This window comes from Aquiflexum lacus (assembly GCF_015476655.1).
GTDB lineage: Bacteria > Bacteroidota > Bacteroidia > Cytophagales > Cyclobacteriaceae > Aquiflexum > Aquiflexum lacus.
Map to the genome: position 1 here is coordinate 113,809 of NZ_JABFHF010000007.1, position 18,881 is coordinate 132,689.

Annotated in this window: 14 protein-coding genes; 7 read left to right on the top strand and 7 right to left on the bottom strand. The window is 38.7% G+C overall.

Features of this window, described 5'->3' with window-relative positions:
- Positions 1-14: 14 nt before the first annotated feature.
- On the bottom strand, positions 15-1,214 hold the full coding sequence (locus tag HMJ38_RS08725) for an exo-beta-N-acetylmuramidase NamZ family protein (protein ID WP_194973999.1): 1,200 nt from the start codon (positions 1,212-1,214) through the stop codon (positions 15-17).
- A 41-nt stretch (positions 1,215-1,255) separates the two neighbouring features.
- Here HMJ38_RS08725 and HMJ38_RS08730 point away from each other — a divergent pair, with 41 nt between their 5' ends.
- On the top strand, positions 1,256-2,473 hold the full coding sequence (locus HMJ38_RS08730; protein ID WP_194974000.1) for an ABC transporter permease: 1,218 nt from the start codon (positions 1,256-1,258) through the stop codon (positions 2,471-2,473).
- On the opposite strand, the gene HMJ38_RS08735 is transcribed toward HMJ38_RS08730, so the two are convergent.
- The gene (locus HMJ38_RS08735; RefSeq protein WP_194974001.1) at positions 2,451-3,203 is read right to left on the bottom strand and encodes a polyprenol monophosphomannose synthase; all 753 of its coding nucleotides are present in this window, start codon (positions 3,201-3,203) and stop codon (positions 2,451-2,453) included. The two genes, HMJ38_RS08730 and HMJ38_RS08735, sit on opposite strands and share 23 nt — an antisense overlap.
- A 103-nt stretch (positions 3,204-3,306) precedes the next feature.
- On the opposite strand from HMJ38_RS08735, the gene HMJ38_RS08740 reads away from it, so the two are divergent.
- Complete coding sequence (locus HMJ38_RS08740; RefSeq protein WP_228779966.1) at positions 3,307-4,188, top strand: ATP-grasp domain-containing protein; 882 nt, start codon at positions 3,307-3,309, stop codon at positions 4,186-4,188.
- A gap of 235 nt (positions 4,189-4,423) precedes the next feature.
- Here HMJ38_RS08740 and HMJ38_RS08745 read toward each other — a convergent pair whose 3' ends face one another.
- From HMJ38_RS08745 to hisG, 5 genes are all read right to left on the bottom strand, one after another.
- Positions 4,424-5,176, bottom strand: coding sequence for a tetratricopeptide repeat protein (locus HMJ38_RS08745; RefSeq protein ID WP_228779967.1), 753 nt, complete (start codon positions 5,174-5,176; stop codon positions 4,424-4,426).
- Between the two features lie 133 nt (positions 5,177-5,309).
- Entirely contained in the window at positions 5,310-6,404 is a 1,095-nt protein-coding gene (hisB, locus tag HMJ38_RS08750) for a bifunctional histidinol-phosphatase/imidazoleglycerol-phosphate dehydratase HisB (protein ID WP_194974003.1), read from the bottom strand.
- A gap of 318 nt (positions 6,405-6,722) precedes the next feature.
- Positions 6,723-7,784 carry a histidinol-phosphate transaminase gene (gene hisC / locus HMJ38_RS08755; protein ID WP_194974004.1) on the bottom strand — a complete coding sequence of 354 codons (1,062 nt, stop codon included), beginning with the start codon at positions 7,782-7,784 and terminating at the stop codon, positions 6,723-6,725.
- The gene (gene hisD / locus HMJ38_RS08760) at positions 7,784-9,076 is read right to left on the bottom strand and encodes a histidinol dehydrogenase (RefSeq protein WP_194974005.1); all 1,293 of its coding nucleotides are present in this window, start codon (positions 9,074-9,076) and stop codon (positions 7,784-7,786) included. The genes hisC and hisD overlap by 1 nt, the downstream gene beginning before the upstream one ends.
- Positions 9,077-9,503: 427 nt before the next feature.
- Entirely contained in the window at positions 9,504-10,364 is an 861-nt protein-coding gene (gene hisG, locus HMJ38_RS08765) for an ATP phosphoribosyltransferase (RefSeq protein ID WP_194974006.1), read from the bottom strand.
- A gap of 296 nt (positions 10,365-10,660) precedes the next feature.
- Here hisG and HMJ38_RS08770 point away from each other — a divergent pair, with 296 nt between their 5' ends.
- From HMJ38_RS08770 to HMJ38_RS08790, 5 genes are all read left to right on the top strand, one after another.
- Entirely contained in the window at positions 10,661-11,302 is a 642-nt protein-coding gene (locus HMJ38_RS08770; RefSeq protein WP_228779968.1) for an RNA polymerase sigma factor, read from the top strand.
- Between the two features lie 354 nt (positions 11,303-11,656).
- Complete coding sequence (locus HMJ38_RS08775) at positions 11,657-12,700, top strand: FecR family protein (RefSeq protein ID WP_194974007.1); 1,044 nt, start codon at positions 11,657-11,659, stop codon at positions 12,698-12,700.
- 152 nt (positions 12,701-12,852) lie between these two features.
- Positions 12,853-16,218: a SusC/RagA family TonB-linked outer membrane protein gene (locus HMJ38_RS08780; RefSeq protein WP_228779969.1), complete on the top strand. Its 3,366-nt coding sequence runs from the start codon at positions 12,853-12,855 to the stop codon at positions 16,216-16,218.
- 18 nt (positions 16,219-16,236) lie between these two features.
- Entirely contained in the window at positions 16,237-17,769 is a 1,533-nt protein-coding gene (locus HMJ38_RS08785) for a RagB/SusD family nutrient uptake outer membrane protein (protein WP_194974008.1), read from the top strand.
- A 28-nt stretch (positions 17,770-17,797) separates the two neighbouring features.
- Positions 17,798-18,880, top strand: a complete 1,083-nt coding sequence (locus tag HMJ38_RS08790) for a LamG domain-containing protein (protein WP_194974009.1) — start codon at positions 17,798-17,800, stop codon at positions 18,878-18,880.
- Position 18,881: the final 1 nt, after the last annotated feature.

Below are 18,881 nucleotides of genomic sequence, written 5' to 3' on the forward strand. Positions count from 1 at the left end.
TGTCTGATCTTGAATCAATACAGGAGGTATTTTTCCCTCATTTCTTTATAGATTTCAAGATCATTATGCCACGAATCTCTTATTTCTGATTCAGTTTTACCAGCTAAAATGTCTTTTCTAAGCTGATCATTTCCGGCAAGCTTGTCAAAAAAGTTATTGAAGAATTTTTCCTTCTTATCTGAAATATGATATGCCTCCAAAAGATATTTGAGGGTGAATTGATGGTCCAAAGGTTCGTTTCTTAAATCCTTTCCGTAGCATTTTTTATCTTTTTGGGGTGGATTTTTTGACATACCATCGATGCTGACAGGCATAAAAGTAAAATCCCCGAATTTAGGATCAGGATAGCCATAGACCTGAAAGGGAAAATAGGTCCCTCGGCCCAATGACACATCAGTACCTTCAAAGTAACAAAGTGAAGGATAAAGTCTGATGGCGGTGTCATTGGGTAAATTGGGAGATGGCTTTACCTGAAGCCCGTAGGGTATGGAATGATTCCAGTTTTTCACAGGAATAATCTGGATGTTGCTTTTAACCTTTCCTTTTAACCAACCTTCACCGTTGATCATTTGAGCCAATTCACCTACAGTCAATCCATGGACTACTGGAATAGGATGCATGCCTACAAAGCTTTCAAAGCCTTTTTTCAGAACCGGGCCATCCACATAATTCCCATTGGGATTGGGCCTGTCAAAAATCAAAAGCGGCTTTTTGTTTTCTGCCGCACTTTCCATGACATAATGCATGGTACTGATGTAGGTGTAAAACCTAACTCCGACATCTTGAAGATCATAAATGAGAATATCCACATCAGATAGGGTGGGGGCAGAAGGTTTTTTATTGTCCCCATACAAGGATACGATGGGCAAGCCTGTACTTTTGTCGATTTCAGAATTAACTACTTCACCAGCATCGGCATCTCCACGAAAGCCATGCTCAGGCACAAAAACTTTGACTACATTCACCCCTTCCATCATCAGGTAATCTACCAAATGCATATTATTTTTAGTGGTCAGGATTGAAGTCTGATTGACAATCAGTCCTACTCTTTTTCCTTCCAATATTGGCAGATATACCTCAGGTTGATCTGCTGCGGGTAATATCTGGGCTTGGATCACCTCATTCTCGGCAAAAACTGCTTTGTCAGGGTTTTTGCAAAATGCTGTAGTCTGTATTAAAAAAAGAACAAGAATGATACATTTCAATGACTTCATATTAATTTGCGCTAGATTTCCACCAAAATAATCAAACTTCATTGAACCTTTCCTATTTTATTGCCAAAAGAATCAGTTTTAAGCGAACAGGTGGGTTTACAGGTACCATTCACCGCATAGCGGTCGCTTCAGTCGCCATTGGCATAGCAATATCGATTATTTCATTTATGATATTGGGTGGGTTTCAAAATGAAATTTCGGACAAAGTTTTTTCTTTCACGGGGCATTTTCAAGTGCAGAAGTTTATGTCAGGAAATGCTTTTGAGGAGTCTCCTACCTCCAAATTATCTGACTTTTACACTACCTACACCCAAAATGAGCTGATCAGGCATGTACAGGTCTATGCGCACAAACCTGGATTATTAAAGGGAGATGAAGAGGTAGAAGGTGTCTTGATGAAAGGAGTGGGGCCGGATTTTGATACACTTAGATTCAAGGATTCAATCATCAAGGGCCGCTTTATTCAGTTTTCAGATTCGAGTGCCAGTAATGAAATAGTGTTGAGCAAAAAGATTGCTGACAAACTATTGTTGGATGTTGGGGAAAGGATTACCATGTATTTTGTGCAGGAACCTCCACGCTTCAGGCGGTTTGAGATTGTCGGATTATATGAAACATTTCTTGAAAATTTTGATGATAAAATCATTCTTGGAGACATTCAAACCATCAGAAATCTAAACGATTGGACGGATGATCAAGTAGGAGGTTTTGAAATCTTTGTACATAATCCTTCAAAGATGGAGGAGTTCAGTGACCCGATCTATGAATCTTTGGATTATGATCTTAAGCTGATCAAAGTGACGGACAAATACATTGAAATCTTCGATTGGTTGATTTTGCTCAATAATAATGTTTATATCTTTTTAGGTTTGATCCTTTTTGTGGCAGCATTTAATATGGTTTCCATCTTATTTATCCTGATCATGGAAAGGACTCAAATGATTGGGGTATTAAAGGCACTTGGAGCAAAAAACAAACAGATAAGAAAAATTTTTGTCTGGAATGGTGTGCGGATAATTGGCAGGGGTTTACTTTTTGGGAATGCCATTGGATTGGGTTTCGGTCTGTTACAACAAAAATTCCGGTTTATTTCTCTTGACCCCGAAAGCTATTATATGTCCTTTGTCCCAATATCCTGGAATTGGCCTGTATTTTTGATTCTCAATATTTCTGTATTACTGGTAACTACCTTGGTTCTGTTTATACCTGCTATGCTGATCAGTAATATTCAACCCATCAAAGCGATACGTTTTGATTAGGTTTGTAAGATTTAAACCAACTCATCACTTTCATTTGAAACACCCCAATTACAGCTTCCCTGAAGATTCTTGTGTTCATTTTTGAGGTTCCTTTGGTTCGATCTGTAAAAATGATAGGAATCTCTTTGATCTTGAAACCAAGCTTCCATGTCGTGAATTTCATTTCGATCTGAAAAGCGTAACCGATGAATTTGATCTTATCCAGTTTGATGGTTTCCAACACATTTCTTCGATAACATTTGAATCCGGCAGTGGCATCCTTAAATGGCATTCCTGTAATGAACTGAACATACTTGCTCGCAAAGAAGGATAGCAAAACCCTTCCCATTGGCCAATTGACCACATTTACCCCTGTAACATATCTTGAGCCTATCACCAAATCATAACCTTCCTCAGCAGCAGTTTTGTGTAATCTGATCAAGTCATGTGGATTGTGGGAAAAATCAGCATCCATTTCAAAAACATATTGATAGCCGCACATCAGGGCATATTGAAATCCTTCCAAATAGGCTGTTCCAAGACCAAGCTTTCCTGGTCTTTGCAGCAGGTGAATTCTTTCGGGGAATTCATGTTGAAGTTTTTTTACTTCCTCAGCAGTTCCGTCGGGAGAATTGTCATCTATCACCAACAATTCAAAATCACCCTCCAAAGCCATGATAGCCAATGCAATGTCCCGGATGTTTTCCAGTTCATTGTAGGTAGGGATGATGACCAATTTATCTTTTCTCATAAAAACCAAAACCCAAAAATATGATTAATAGCATGTAATTTTTGATTTGTTGCCATTAAATGCAAAAATTGATATATAATTGTTTGAAAATGAGAATAACAAAATGATGAAAGTAGCCATAGTTACCTATGATTCTAAAGGAAGCTATCCTGATTATAATGAGGAAGATGAAAATTTAGTATTGGGAAATATTTTAAAGAATTTAGACTTGGATTACAAATTGGAAATCTGGTCTGATCCTCAAGTGGATTGGACACAATTCACTCACTTGTTGATCAAGTCTCCTTGGGATTATTTTGATAGGTATCCCGAATTTTTGATTTGGTGTAATTATGTCAGAAGTCTGGGATTGAAGATTTTCAATAACATGGATACCATTTTGTGGAACTCAGACAAAAAATACCTTTTGGATGTTCAGAAAAAAGGATTTCAAATTGTGCCTACATTTTTTCTTGAAAAAGGAAATGAACCTGATTTGGAAATTTGTTTCCAAAAATTCGACACAGATCATTTGGTGATCAAGCCTACGGTAAGTGGCGGGTCAAAAAACACTTTGAAACTCGATAAAAATAATTGGAGAATTCAGAAATCTACCATTGATTCTTTTCTGGAATCTGAGGATTATATGGTGCAACCGTTCATAGAAGAGATTGCATCGGTAGGGGAGTATTCTTATTTATATTTTAATGGACAGTTTTCACATGCTGTATTAAAAAGTGCCAAAACAGGAGAGTTCAGGGTACAGCATTACTTTGGTGGGCAGGTCCAACAAGTAAATCCTTCGTCAGATCAACTTCATTACCTTCAAAAAATCGTGAATGAGTTTGCTAGTGAGACACTTTACGCTAGGGTAGATGGCATTTGGATTGAAGGTGTTTTCTATCTGATGGAACTAGAACTGATAGAGCCTTATCTATTCCTGTTTACATCCGAAAGCGCGAAAAACAATTACAGGGAAGCAGTGAAAAAGAAGTTGGGGGTTTAGAAATATTGAAAACGTATTCCTGGCAACGATCACATTGAGTCTTTACATATTTTTTTTAAAAAACTTCAGGAATTATGCCTGAAGCTATTAAAACCATGTTAAACTTTATTTTATGATAAATATCTATCAATATCCAACCCGCCGCCCGGAGGGAAGGTATCAACGAATATCTATTGAGTTAATAATGACGGTCAATTTGATGATTGTCAGATTTGCGGACATTCACTGAACAACCCTACTCACAGTACTCCATATGCATCTGAGCATAAACACTTCCCTTTTCAGCAGCCTCTTTAAGATCTTTGCAACCTGATCTATCATCCATTTCAAGTTTTGCGTACCCCCTTCTTGCAAGTGCCTCAATATGATTGGGGTTGACTTTCAGAATATCATCAAAATCTTCCATGGCCCATTCAGAATATCCAATCAGCAAACGGATTAGACCCCTGTTATATTTGGCAGGAAGGTTGTCCGGGTCAAAGTTAAGGCACATATTAAAGGAACCTGCGGCACCTAAGATATCACCTATTTGGGATCTTGCCATGCCCTGATAGAAATACACTTTGGAATCCTTTGGCCTCATTTCTTTGGCAAGCTGTAAAAACTCATCAGCACTTTTGTAATTTTTATTCATCAGCATGGCCCTACCCAAAAGATAAATAATCTCAAAATCTTCCTCATCCTGATTGGCGGCCAATAAAAGGTATTTTTCAGCATTTTTATAATCCTCCTGTTTCCAATATAACTTTCCAATGCCTGCATAAGCTTGGGCATAATTGGGTTCAAAACGAATAATGGTCTTATAATCCTCCAAGGCTTCCTCATATTTTTCAAGCTCTTCATAAGATCGGGCTCGCAGATGTAGCGATTTGACATCAGTGACATTTAAAAATAACGCTTTAGAAAACTCAGAAACTGCTTGTTCATATTTTGCCTGATGGAAGTACATTTCACCTTCCGAAAAACTACCAAAACAGGAGGGCAGCATTAAAAGTAGACACAAATAGAAAACCAAGCGCATAATGATAAATTGTATTCATCCAAAACTAATAAAATAATTAAATTTACACAAATAATCTACTATGCTTTTAATATAAAATCTGAACATTGCCCTCTGCCCACTACAACACCCCCTTCGTACTCGGAAGTTGATTCAAGGCATTCAAGTCTCTTTTGACAGCCATCTTTATTGCCCTTGCAAGCCCTTTGAAAATTGCTTCAATCTTGTGGTGTTCATTGGTGCCTTCGGCTTTGATGTTCAAGTTACATTTGGCGGTATCACTAAATGATTTGAAGAAATGATAAAACATTTCGGTGGGCATATCCCCGATTTTTTCTCTTTTGAATTCTGCATCCCAGACCATCCAAGGCCTACCCCCAAAATCTATTGCAACCTGTGCCAAGACATCATCCATAGGCAAAAGGAAACCGTAGCGGTAAATACCTTTTTTGTCACCAAGGGCTTTCAGATACGCTTCCCCTAAAGCCAATGCAGTATCTTCGATGGTGTGGTGTTCATCTATATGCAGGTCCCCTTTGACTTCGATCAAAAGGTCAGTTCCACCATGCTTGCCCAATTGTTCCAACATGTGGTCAAAAAAAGGTAATCCTGTAAAGATTTCGCATTTTCCGGAACCATCAACATTAACCCTGATATGTATTTCGGTTTCAGAGGTTTTTCGAAACACTTCTCCAATTCGGGATGGCATTTTAAGGTGTTCATAGATTTCATCCCAGTTTTTGGTGCAAAAAGTAGCCTCCTTGTTTTGTTCACCTATAAATATGGACTTGCAGCCCAGGTTTTTGGCCATTTGAATATCAGTTTTCCGGTCACCGATCACATAAGAATTGGCCAAGTCATAATCGCCGTTCAGGTATTCCGTCAACATGCCAATGCCGGGCTTTCGTGTAGGAAGCTTTTCATGTTCAAATGACCTATCGATATGAACTTTGGAAAAATGAATGCCTTCATTTTCTAAGGTCAGCATCATTTTATTATGGGCTGGCCAAAAAGTATTCTCTGGAAAAGAATCGGTACCCATTCCATCCTGATTGGTCACCATCACCAATTCATAATCTGTTTCCTCCGCAATTTTGCGCAGATTGGATATTGCCTTAGGCAAAAACTCAAGATCCTCAAGACTATCAATCTGGAAATCACTGGGTGGTTCTACTATAATGGTACCGTCGCGGTCGATAAAAAGTACTTTTTTCATGGGTTATAGGTTTGTTTGATTTTAATCTAATTATTCAGAAATGGTGCCAATTAGGACATTCACTTTATTTTTGGACGGAAGACGGGAGACCGAAGTCTGCGAGGATTGATTGTAAAGCATCTCTATGAGTTTACAGCTATTTATTTTAATAAATTTAGATATCCATTCTCTTCAAGAATCATAGTTTGTCACGTTCTAGTTTACTTTTTCATTTATTCTAGAGACCTTCGAGGTTTTAAAAACATCAAAGGACACGGTCTTCCGTCTCCTGTCTTCCGTCTTCATGCCTAAAGAGAACTGCATTAATAAAATTAAGAGTCATAATACCTGAGATACATATTTTTCCAATTCCCCGATCAACTTTTGATTTTCTTCCTCAGTTCCTACCGAAATCCGTAAACAGTCATCGCAGAGAACCACTTTTGACCTGTCTCTTACAATGATCAGATCATTGATCAGATGGTCATATACTTTTTTTGCTCCTGACATTTTGACCAAGACGAAGTTTGCATTGGAAGGGTAAATATGTGAGATAAAGGGAAGTTTTTCCAATGCTTTTGATAAATGGTCTTTTTCATTCAAGACTTTCTGAACCAATTCTTCAATTTTATTGGCTTGCTCTAAGGATTCAAGTACTTTTTGTTGCGTAAGTCCTGATATGTTGTAAGGTGGTTTGATAAGGTTAAGAATCCTGATGATTTCTTCAGACGCGAAAGCCATTCCTATTCTTAAATTGGCCATTCCCCAAGCTTTAGAGAAAGTCTGCATCACCAATAAATTGGGGAAATCATTTAATTCGTTGGTAAAACTTGGCTCGTCACTGAAATCAATATAGGCTTCATCTACTACCACCAATCCATTAAAGCCTGCAATAATGCTTCGGATGTCCTGCCTTTTCATTTTGTTTCCACTCGGATTGTTGGGTGAGCAGATAAAGATTATTTTGGTACAGGAATCTACAGATTCTATGATTTCCTTTGGTTTTAATTGAAAATCTGCTGTAAGGTTTACTTTTTTTACAGCAATGTCATTGATAGAAGCCGAAACCTCATACATCCCATAAGTTGGTGGCAGCAAAATGATATTATCCTTTCCGGGAATGCAAAATGCCCGCATCAATAAATCTATGGCTTCATCACTTCCATTGCCCAAGAAAATCTGAGTAGGTCGAACACCTTTGATAAAAGATAGCTTTTCCTTTATCTCCAACTGATATGGATCGGGGTAGCGGTTAAAAGGCTCCCCGGTCAATGAACCGTAAGGATTTTCGTTGGCATCCAGAAATACACCTTCTTTTCCTGAATATTCGTCGCGGGCAGAGGAATAAGGTTTGATTCCCAAAATATGGGGTCTCAATAAGTTCTCTAATGAAAAAGACATTATTTTTTCTCTTTTAGGTATTTAAGGCGGATACTGACAGCATTCTTATGAGCATCCAACATTTCATTGGCAGCCATGAGCTCTACTATAGGGCCGAGTTTTTTGATACCCTTCTCCGTGATTTTTTGATAAGTAATCTTTTTGACAAAACTATCTAAAGAAACCCCGCTGTAGTTTTTAGCATAACCATAGGTAGGTAAGGTATGGTTGGTACCTGAAGCATAATCACCAGCAGATTCGGGTGTGAAATTACCTATGAAAACTGATCCAGCATTTTTGATTTGACGGACCACTTCATCTTCATTTTCAACACAAATGATGAGGTGTTCGGGCGCATAGTCATTGATCAGGTCGATCGCCTTTTCCTGTTTGGCGATTATAACTGCAACAGAGTTTTCAAGTGCTTTTTTGGCCATATCCTTTCTTGGAAGTTTGGGAAGTTGTACTTCTATTTCCTCTAGGATTTTATTGGCAATTTTTTCAGAGGAAGCTACAAGGATGACCTGTGAATCAACTCCGTGTTCTGCTTGGGAAAGTAAGTCTGCTGCAACAAAAGCCGGTATAGCAGTATGGTCTGCATATACCAATACCTCCGAAGGACCCGCAGGCATGTCAATGGCAACGCCTTTTTTAACTGCCAATTGCTTCGCTGCAGTCACATATTGGTTTCCTGGACCAAAGATCTTATCCACTTTGGGAACGGATTCAGTACCATAGGTCATGGCGGCAATTGCCTGTGCCCCTCCGGCCTTTACAATTTTATCAATTCCGATTAAATCTGCCGTGTAGAGAATTGCAGGGTGAATATTCCCTTCTTTGTCTGGAGGTGTACAAAGGACAATTTCTTCACATCCTGCAAGATTAGCGGGAATGCCCAACATCAAAACTGTGGAGAAAAGTGGCGCTGTGCCGCCGGGAATATACAAACCAACTTTTTGGATTGGAACAGACCTCCTCATGCAGGTGACCCCTTCCATCACTTCCATTTCTAGGTCCGGGGTTGTTTGGGCTTCATGAAATTGCTCTATATTTTGTTTTGCAACCTGAATCGCTTCCTTTAGTTTTGGATCGACAGTCTCCCTTGCATGAAAAATCTCTTCCATCGATACCAATAGGGTTTTAATTTGAACATGGTCATACTCCAATGCAAATTTTTTCAATGCCTTGTCGCCCAGTCTTTTGACCTTTTGCATGATCGGCTTGACGATCTTTTCAATTTCCTTGGTTTTCTGAACAGGTCTCTTTAATTCCTTTGTCCATTCGGATTTTGTGGGGTTGTATATGGTTTTCATTTCAAATTCATTGATGGTTGGAAAAGCTTGCCCGCCGTGGCGGATTATTTGGTTATTTCTTGTGTATTAAGTCTCAGGTTATCAATTTTTTTAGCCCTTTCCCCTAGAGCAACGTTTGATTTTAGTTCAATTATCAATATTCTCTCATTTCAGGAACCAAATGCCCGTTCTATATCATCCGTGCCGATGGCACTCCGGGGACTTTCAATTGGTCTATTTTCCCTTGTTGTGCCGAGGGGTTCCCCAAAATTCATCGGGGAATGCTTCCACTTCGCTAAAGTGTTAACATTCAATTTCAAGGTTCTCCTAAGCTCGTTCAGAATGACGATTCCTAAGTTTCAGCCAAACCAACATCGGTCATCCGTCATAGGACAATGTAACAACCCCTCACACCAGTCATGCTGTCACCCATCTCAAGTCTCACATCTCAAATCACCATTTTCTCAATCGGAACCACCAAAATCCCCTCAGCGCCAGCAGCTCGAAGTTCTTCGATGTTTTCCCAAAACTGATCTTCGCTCAAGACGGAATGGACGGATGACCAACCTTCTTGTGCCAAAGGTAATATGGTAGGACTGCGCATTCCAGGAATCAAGCTAATGATTTTTTCAAGTGATTCATTCGGTGCATTTAATAGGACGTACTTATTGCTTTTTCCTTTTTGAACTGCATTGATTCGAAAAAGCAGTTTATCCACAATGGCTAACTTTTCCTCAGAAAGGAATTTATTAGCGATCAGTACTGCTTCTGATTTGAAAATTTCTTCTACCTCTTTCAAGCCGTTCATCATCAGAGTAGAGCCTGAACTCACAATATCACATATCCCTTCGGCTAAGCCTATGCTTGGAGCTATCTCCACAGAACCACTTATTTCATGGATTTCGGCATTGATATTTTTTGATCTGAGATAATCTCCTAGTATTTTGGGATAAGAGGTTGCTAGACTTTTGCCTTCAAAATAACTTACATTTTCGTAATGTTCCCCTTTTGGAATGGCAAGGGAAAGGCGACATTTGGAGAATCCCAATCTCTTGAGTATTCCAACTTCTCTGTCCTTTTCAACCAGTTCATTTTCCCCAACGATTCCCAAGTCAGCCACACCATCGGACACATATCCTGGTATATCGTCATCTCTTAAGAAAAGGAACTCAATGGGGAAATTGGTGGAGGTAGATTTGAGTTTGCCTGTACCATTATAAAATTTGATACCACATTCTTTGATGAGGCTGAGTGAGTCGTCGCTGAGTCTGCCGCTTTTCTGGACAGCAATACGGATTATTGAATTCATGGGTGCAATATACGTTTAGTATCAAAATGCCAATAAGAATTTTGGATGATTAGGCGGTATGATTATATCAACAGCCATCCGGGGCGATATGTTAAAAATTTTCCTCTTACGAGGAATGATGGATATGAAAAACATTGCCAAATGTGGTTTTGGCACAAAAAACTGAGCTATGTAGGATTGAGCTTTTCATAAGATGTACAAAGTTAACAACAGCTTTTGAACATCCAAGTTTGATTAACTTTTTTAACTTTTTGATAACAATATTTTAATTGGAATTAAGTTTACATTTCCCAAAAATGGCTTTAACTTTAAGAAAAGATTATAAACCCAAAATGCTATCTCGCCAAAATAATACTTTTACAACTGAAAATTCTTTGGAAAACAGCAGTTTAACTGTGCCAAAAGAGGATGTTGTTTTATGGGATTCCTTTAGGGATGGAAATGAATCGGCATTTATCCGTATTTATGAGACTTATTTTGAAATGCTTTTTGCGTATGGTTGGAGGATTTGTAAAAAAGAAGAGCTGGTCAAAGATGCCATTCAGGATATGTTCATAGAACTTAGAAAACACCGTAGCAATCTTAGTCCGACAGATTCAATTAAATTTTACCTTTTCAAATGTCTCAAAAGAACAATCATCAAGGAAGAAGGAAAGTGGTATAGTAATTTAGAAGACATTGATAACAGTTATTTTTTTGATTTTACATTTTCACATGAAAAGCTTTTAATCGACAGGCAAATCAACGAGGAGATAAAAGAAAAACTCAACAAAGCCATTGCTTTACTGAGTCCCAGAAAAAGAGAAGTCATTTATTATTTTTTTTATGAAGGTCTCAATTATCAGCAAATCCAGGAAATCATGAAACTGGATAATATCAAATCCGCCAGAAACTTGATTTATAAAGCCCTTGGGTTTTTGCGTCAGGTGATGAAGTAAGCAGATTTGGATTTAAAAGCCTTCAATAATAAGTCTGTATTTCAAAATAGCAGTAGTTAATAAACAGGCTTTAACATTAAGAGTGTAGGAGATTTTACAGTAAAATTACTGTCTCCCCACCCCCAAAGGGATAAATAACCTGACAGTATTCAATCCTTTTCGGGATAATTAATGTCACTTTTCGGCATCAGTTCGGTAAGGCTTCCAGGATTCACATACCCAGTTACGGTAAACTTTCTCAAAATTTATTTTCCTTAAAATCAATATCTTATGATAGATAAATAATTTTTTTTCAAAAATAAAGGTGTCATTTTGACTTTTTTTTTCTTTTGATAATATAGTAATAAGCCTCAAATGAATAAAGTTGAATTCTTATTGACCAACCCTGAATTTGTGCGTTGGGTCAGATATCCTGATAAGGATTTGGATACCTATTGGAAAAACTGGATGGAAGCCAATCCTGAAAGGGTTGAAGATATTAAGTCGGCAAGAGAAATAGTGAAAGGAATTCAATTTGAAGAAATACTTCCAAATGTTGAAATCAAAGATGAAGTCTTGGCCAAAATTTTAAAGGAAACAAATACAAAGGAAAAAGAGAGTTCCAAAGATTCTCAAAAGAAAAAATCTTTGATCGATTGGTTTAATCAAATCGGTCAGATTTATAAAGTAGCTGCCATCCTGATTATTGCTATGGCAATGTATCTGCCAAATTACCTTCATAAAAACACATCTTCTGAAGGGCTGGAATCAGACAAGGTCCTTTGGGTTGAGAAATCAACCTCAGCAGGAGAAAAGTTGACTATCACGCTTCCGGATGGATCTAGGGTTTGGCTGAATTCAGGAAGTAAATTAGAATTTCCCGAGAAGTTTAATGAAACGGAAAGGTATATGTCGCTAAAAGGTGAAGCGTATTTTGAAGTAAAAAAGGATTCTCTTCGGCCTTTCAGGGTCGAGTCAGATGGAATTGTTACCACAGCATTGGGGACTTCCTTTAACATCAATACAAAAAGTAACTCATTGTTGAAGGTTTCTTTGGTGACGGGTAAGGTCCGAGTTGACAGAAATCTTGAAGCGGAACAAGTGGAACTGATTCCAGGCCAAGAACTTCAATTGAATAAAATAGTGAACGATCTAGTGGTGAAAAATTTCGATCTGGAAAAAGTGCTGGCATGGAAAGAAGGAAAAATAATTTTTGAAAATGCCAACCTTTCTCAGGTAGTGGAGACATTGGAAGATTGGTATGGTGTGAAATTTAACCTGATCAATGCGGAAAATGTAAAATGGAATTTTTCGGGAGAATATCAAAACCAAATACTTGATAACCTGCTGAACAGTATGAGTTATATTGAAAATTTTGAATACGAAATAATTGGGAAAAATGTAGAACTCAAATTTTAAAGCTATGTGGGAGCAAAATACATCGTAAAGAAAGCCGACAGATTAGATAATCCGTCGGCTAGGACCGGTCTGATGATGGTCTACATTGGGGAATGGGAGTCATCAAAAAACCGCATTTAATGAATAGTTAAATTCAATAAACCTTTAAAAATATGAAAAATAAACTACTTAGTGTAATCTATATGTTTTCCAGGTACTTCCTATATGGATTTATAGTCCAATTGATGGTATTTAACCTTGTATTCGCAACCGAAGTCAATGGTCAGTACAAAAGCATAGAAGAAGTGAATATCAGTTTTCAAAAAGAAAACTACAGTCTTGGCCAGTTTTTCAGCCAGGTAGAAAAGCAAACAACTTTCAAATTCTCATTTGATAAAAAAGACATTGAAACATCTAAGCCCATTTCACTGTCCCAATCTTCAGGAACTGTTGAAGAGTTTTTGAAGGAAGTAGCAAGACAAACCCTTTTGAGTTTTCGTCAGATCAATAATAATATTGACGTAAAAAAAGGGATAGTGGCAGAGACTGCAACTGTTATTGTGCAAGATCTAATCACAATAACAGGGACAGTACTTGACCCTATAGGAGAGCCTTTACCAGGAGTCACTATCATCATTGATGGAACCAATACAGGAACTGTCACAAATATTGATGGCCAATATTCTCTCGACGCCAATGAAGGAGATGTGTTGATTTTCTCCTTTGTCGGATTTGAAAAAGTGAGAAGGATAGTTGGTACTTCCAATGTGATTGATGTAACCATGGTAGAGGACTTGAGTACTTTGGGTGAAGTGGTTGTAATAGGATATGGTACACAAAGAGAGCAGGATAGGATTTCTGCGATTTCCACAGTGAAGGCCGAAGATATTGTCAAGACTCCGGCCACCAACGCAATGCAATCTCTTCAGGGACGAGTTGCTGGTGTGCAGATAGTAAGTAGTGGTGCGCCTGGTGCGTCTCCTACAGTTCGGGTAAGGGGTATTGGATCATTTGAGGGAGGAGGAGCTCCTCTATATGTTGTTGACGGAATGTTCTTTGACAACATTGATTTTTTGAACCCAAATGATATCGAAACAATGTCCATTTTAAAAGATGCTTCTGCATCTGCTATCTATGGAGTAAGGGCTGCAAATGGAGTTGTTCTGATAGAGACGAAATCTGGATCTTACAATCAAAAACCTGAAATAGTATACGATGGGTATTATGGCACCCAGGTCCCCCAGAATGTCCTCAAAATGGCGAATACACAACAGTTTGCGCAATATGTAAATGAGACAGGTAGCCCCGCAGATATTGCATTTTTAAACAATGCTATCCAAAGATTTGGGAGAAGTAGGGTAGACCCCAATTTACCGAATGTGAATACAGACTGGTATTCGGAAATAATGAGCCCTGCTTCTATACAAAATCATTCCCTGACATTTAACGGAGGGGGAGATCGTACAAGATATTCCATTGGGGGTAGCTATTTTGAACAAAACGGACTGATGAAGGAAAGGAGAAACGAATTTAAAAGACTTAATTTTAGAGTTAAATTGGATACCGACATCAATAGTTGGATGACAGTAGGAGGTAATCTTAACATCAGTACAGCAAGAAGATATAATGCAGATGATGGCGCATGGTTCAGGGCTTACAATACGGTTCCTATTTTACCAAAATTTGATGAGCTCAATACGGGAGCTACAGGAACTGAAATTCCCTTATCTAATGCCCAATTGATCGGTTATAGGGGTAATCAAAACCCTTTCTATAGCATCCTTTTCTCGGACAATAGAAATAATATTGCAAAGGTAATGGGTAACTTCTATGCAGATATGGAATTAATTCCAAACAAGATTTCATTCAAAACAGCGTACAATTACAACATAGACCAAATCAATACCAGAAATGTATCATTTGCCTATAATGATGGAGTTACAGAAAGGCAATCTTCACTAAGCAGGAGCAATTTTACCAGGTATAATCAGATTTGGGATAATTTCCTTACCTACACCGATAATTTCGGAAAGCATAATTTAACGGCAGTATTGGGACAGTCCTTCAGGAGTGAAACCTTTGAAAGTTTAAATGTAAGAGGTGAAGGCCTTAACCCGGAACCGGCTTTTGGTCAAGAACAATTCTGGTACCTCTCCAACTCAACCAATTTTGACTTGAATGCCATTGGTGACGGGGGAGGAAAGTTGTTTTTCCAGTCATTTTTTGCGAGAGTGGCTTACAATTATGACGACAGATATTTGGTATATGGAACTGTCAGAAGAGACGGAAATAATAAATTTCAGCAAAAGTGGGGTAATTTTGCTACCATAGGAGCTGGTTGGGTTGTCTCTTCAGAGAATTTCTTTAATGTACCAGCAATCAATTTCCTAAAAATCAGAGGTTCTTGGGGGCAACTTGGAGATGATGGAATAAGCCCTTCAGTAGGTGTACCTACCTTGCAGGAAAATAATTTGGCCATCGATGATGTGCGGATTATCGGTAGAAGGTTGAATCCTACGTTTGATCTGATTGATAGGTGGCAAACGACAGTAGAAAGAAACTTTGGCCTAAATGCTACGATGTTTAGAGAGCGACTTTCCATTGAAGCGGATTATTTTATAAGAGATACTAGAAACCTAGCAGTAAGCATCATTCCACCTGTGTTCAGAGCGACAGAGAGAAGAAGTGTCGGTAGAATTCGGAATCAAGGTCTGGAAATCTCGATGAATTGGGATGACAGAATCAATGATGATTTCTCCTACTATATAGGAGGAAATATTACCACGTTGAAAAATACGGTTTTGGGTCTTGGTGGACCAAATCACTTGGATGCGGGTTCTGCTGAATTCCGTCAACGCTCTATTGTTGGACAGCCTTTTATGGCATTTTATGGATATGAGGTAGAAGGAGTTTTCCAGAATCAGGAGCAGATTAATAACAGTGGCTACTCGCAGGAATTTATCAATGATAACAGCCTTGTACCTGGCGACTTTATATTCAGAGATCAAAATGGTGATGGAATCATAAATGATGAAGACCGTGTGGTACTGGGTTCTTTCTTACCTACTTTAAACTATGGATTAAATGCGGGTTTTAGATACCGTAATTTTGATTTTTCTGCCTTGTTTCAAAGTCAAAGAGGTCATAGCATTCTCAATAGAAAAAGAGGAGAACTTATTTTCACCAATGATACTAACCTCGATGCGGAGCTTATTGACAATCTATGGCGAGGAGAGGGTACATCCAATGTTTATCCTTCAGCATCTGGTCTCCGAAGGGGATGGAATCAGAATATGAGCAGTTATTTTGTGGAAGAAGGATCTTTCTTCAGGATCCAAAATGTGCAGATGACTTATTCATTGATCGATCGGGAGCTATTTGGCGTCTCAATGCCATCTACCAGAATTACATTGACTGCTGAGCGTCCACTTACCCTGTTTAATTATAATGGATTCAATCCCGAGGTTGCCAATGGTATTGATAGACAGGTATATCCTATACCGGCTATTTATACCGTGGGATTAAATGTAACATTCTAACCTAATCGAAATACAGTCATGAAAAATATAAAATTTATAAAAAACACGCTGGCTTTGATGATGGCCTTTTTGGTGACAACATCCTGTTTGGATTTATTGGATGAACCGCTCGAAAATCAGATAATAGCCGGCGAAACTGACTATTCGCAGTCCAGTAATATGATCTTGATGCTATATGGTGCTTATGGTGAACTATACCGTTCTCAATGGGAGACTTATACGCTTCTATCTGTAAGAGGTGATGATGTAACCGCAGCAGGTGACCAGTTTCCCTTGATTGAAACTGATGAATTCAGGTATGACAGGAATTTCTGGATGTACAATTCAGTTTGGCTCAACCTTTATACTGATTTGATATACTGGCATGGAGCGATTGAGGAAATCAGAAAGTACCAACAAGCAGGCGCAAATGCTGCCAATGCAGAACAGTATATAGCGGAGATAAAGGTCATGCAAGGTTTCGAGCTTTTACAATTAGCACGTACTTGGGGAGCTATACTGATACCAAATAGCTCCCAACCAGGCGAGCTGTTTAATATAGAGCTTTCATCCTTTGAAGAAGTTATGTCGCATATATCTTCATTGATGGATGAGGCTATTCCGCTATTGCCCACGGTGCATCCCAAAGACCGCTCCGATGTGAGAGGAGGAGTTACCAGAGGTACAGCTTTGGCGGTTAAAGCTATGGCAAACCTGGAATTGAAAAACTATCCTGCCGTGGCTGAAGCTACAGGTCAGATAATTGGTAGTAACAATTATGTATTGGAACCAGATTATTACCAGTTATTTAAAATACCCGGTAAATTAAACAGTGAAAACATCCTGGAATTCCAATATTCAGATTTTGGAACGCCTACAGGTACAAGAACTACTTATCCCTTTGTCACCTACGGCCCTGCATCATGGACTCCGGCTGTACCGGGAGCTTCGACAGGTTGGGGTTTTTTCGCACCTAGTCCAAAATATGTAAAGTTTATGCTGGATCGTGGAGAACAAGAGAGACTTCAGACTACTGTCCTGTTTACTCCCGATGGTATGGATGAAATAATGTCAGATCCACAATATGCGACTTTGCCTGCCTGGGTTTCAAATGTGACACCTGACGGAGATAGGTTTAATAATCACCCAAGATATAATTTCCTAAGTGGCAAGCATTATCTCCCATCTACCCAGCTTATTCCGGGAAGGTTCGGTTATGGATCAAATAAAAACTTCACTGCCATACGATACTCTGAAGTATTGTTGATGCACGCAGAAGCATTGGTAAATGGAGCAAGCAGTTCGGTGCTTTCTGCTGATCAAGCGGTAAACCTGGTAAGGGAAAGAGTAGGTCTTGGTCCGCTTAGTGGCGTAACGCTAGATGATGTGTTGAATGAAAAGTATGCAGAATTCGGCATGGAAAGCGGTATAAGATTTTATGATTTAATGAGATATGGAAGAGCTTCTGAACTGAATTTTGGAGGAAGAAATTTCAATATAGATATCCATAGGTATCTTCCTTATCCTTTGGAACAAGAAAATATACTTCCTCAGCTGACAAAACCAGAATAATAAAATTGAATAATTAAAACATGAGATCATGAAAAGATATAATTTAATAATCATAGGATTGGTATTTTTCATCTTTGGATGTACAGATAGTTACATTGATGAAATTGTAGCAGTAGATCCGGGTCCGGATATGGAGGCTCCCGAAGTTATCATTAACTTCCCCTTGGAAGGTACCCTGATAAGAGTTCCTGAAGAAGTCACCCCTATTAACATCAATTTTGAGGTGATGGATGATATTGAAATTGAATCAATAAAAATCCTTTTGGACGGAAATGAAATAGGAAACTACAATGAGTTTTTGGATTTCAGAAGAGTTGTAAAAATCCATACTTATGAAACTCTGGGGAATGGTCCACATACCCTGACCATAGAAGCTAAAGATCTATCGGGCAAAAGTTCATCAAAATCGGTTTCGTTTGAAAAAGTTGAGCCTTACACTCCAATTTACGATGATGAGATCTTTTATATGCCTTTTGACGGCGACTTCATGGAGTTGGTTTCTACAGAAATTGCAAGTGTTCAGGGAAGTCCAACATTTGCCAATGGTGTCATAGGTACTGCATATAATGGGACAAATAATGCTTACCTGACTTTCCCAACTACGGGGCTTTTACATGATGAATTCAGTGCAGCTTTTTGGTACAATGTCAATGGTGACCCCAATAGGGCTGGAATCTTGGTAATTGGTCCTCCTGACACTGTTAATCCTAATAATATGAATAACCGAAGAAATGGATTCAGGTTGTTTAGGGAAGCAGCAGGGTCCATGCAAAGGGTAAAATTAAACATAGGAAACGGGACAGCAGACAATTGGTTTGACGGCGGAGCCGCCGCGGATATAGATCCTGCTTCCGGAGAATGGGTACATATTGCAATTACGATCTCACAGAGCAATGCTGCAGTTTACATCAATGGAAATGTGGTCAGAGAAGGATCTTTTCCTGGAGTTGATTGGACAGAAACTGATATACTTTCCATAGGTTCGGGTGCTCCGAGATTTACGGGGTGGGGCCATTTGTCCGATGGTAGTTTGATAGATGAATTGCGGATTTTCAGCCGAGCATTAAATCAGTCTGAAATTCAGACAATCATTGATGCTGAAAAACCATAAT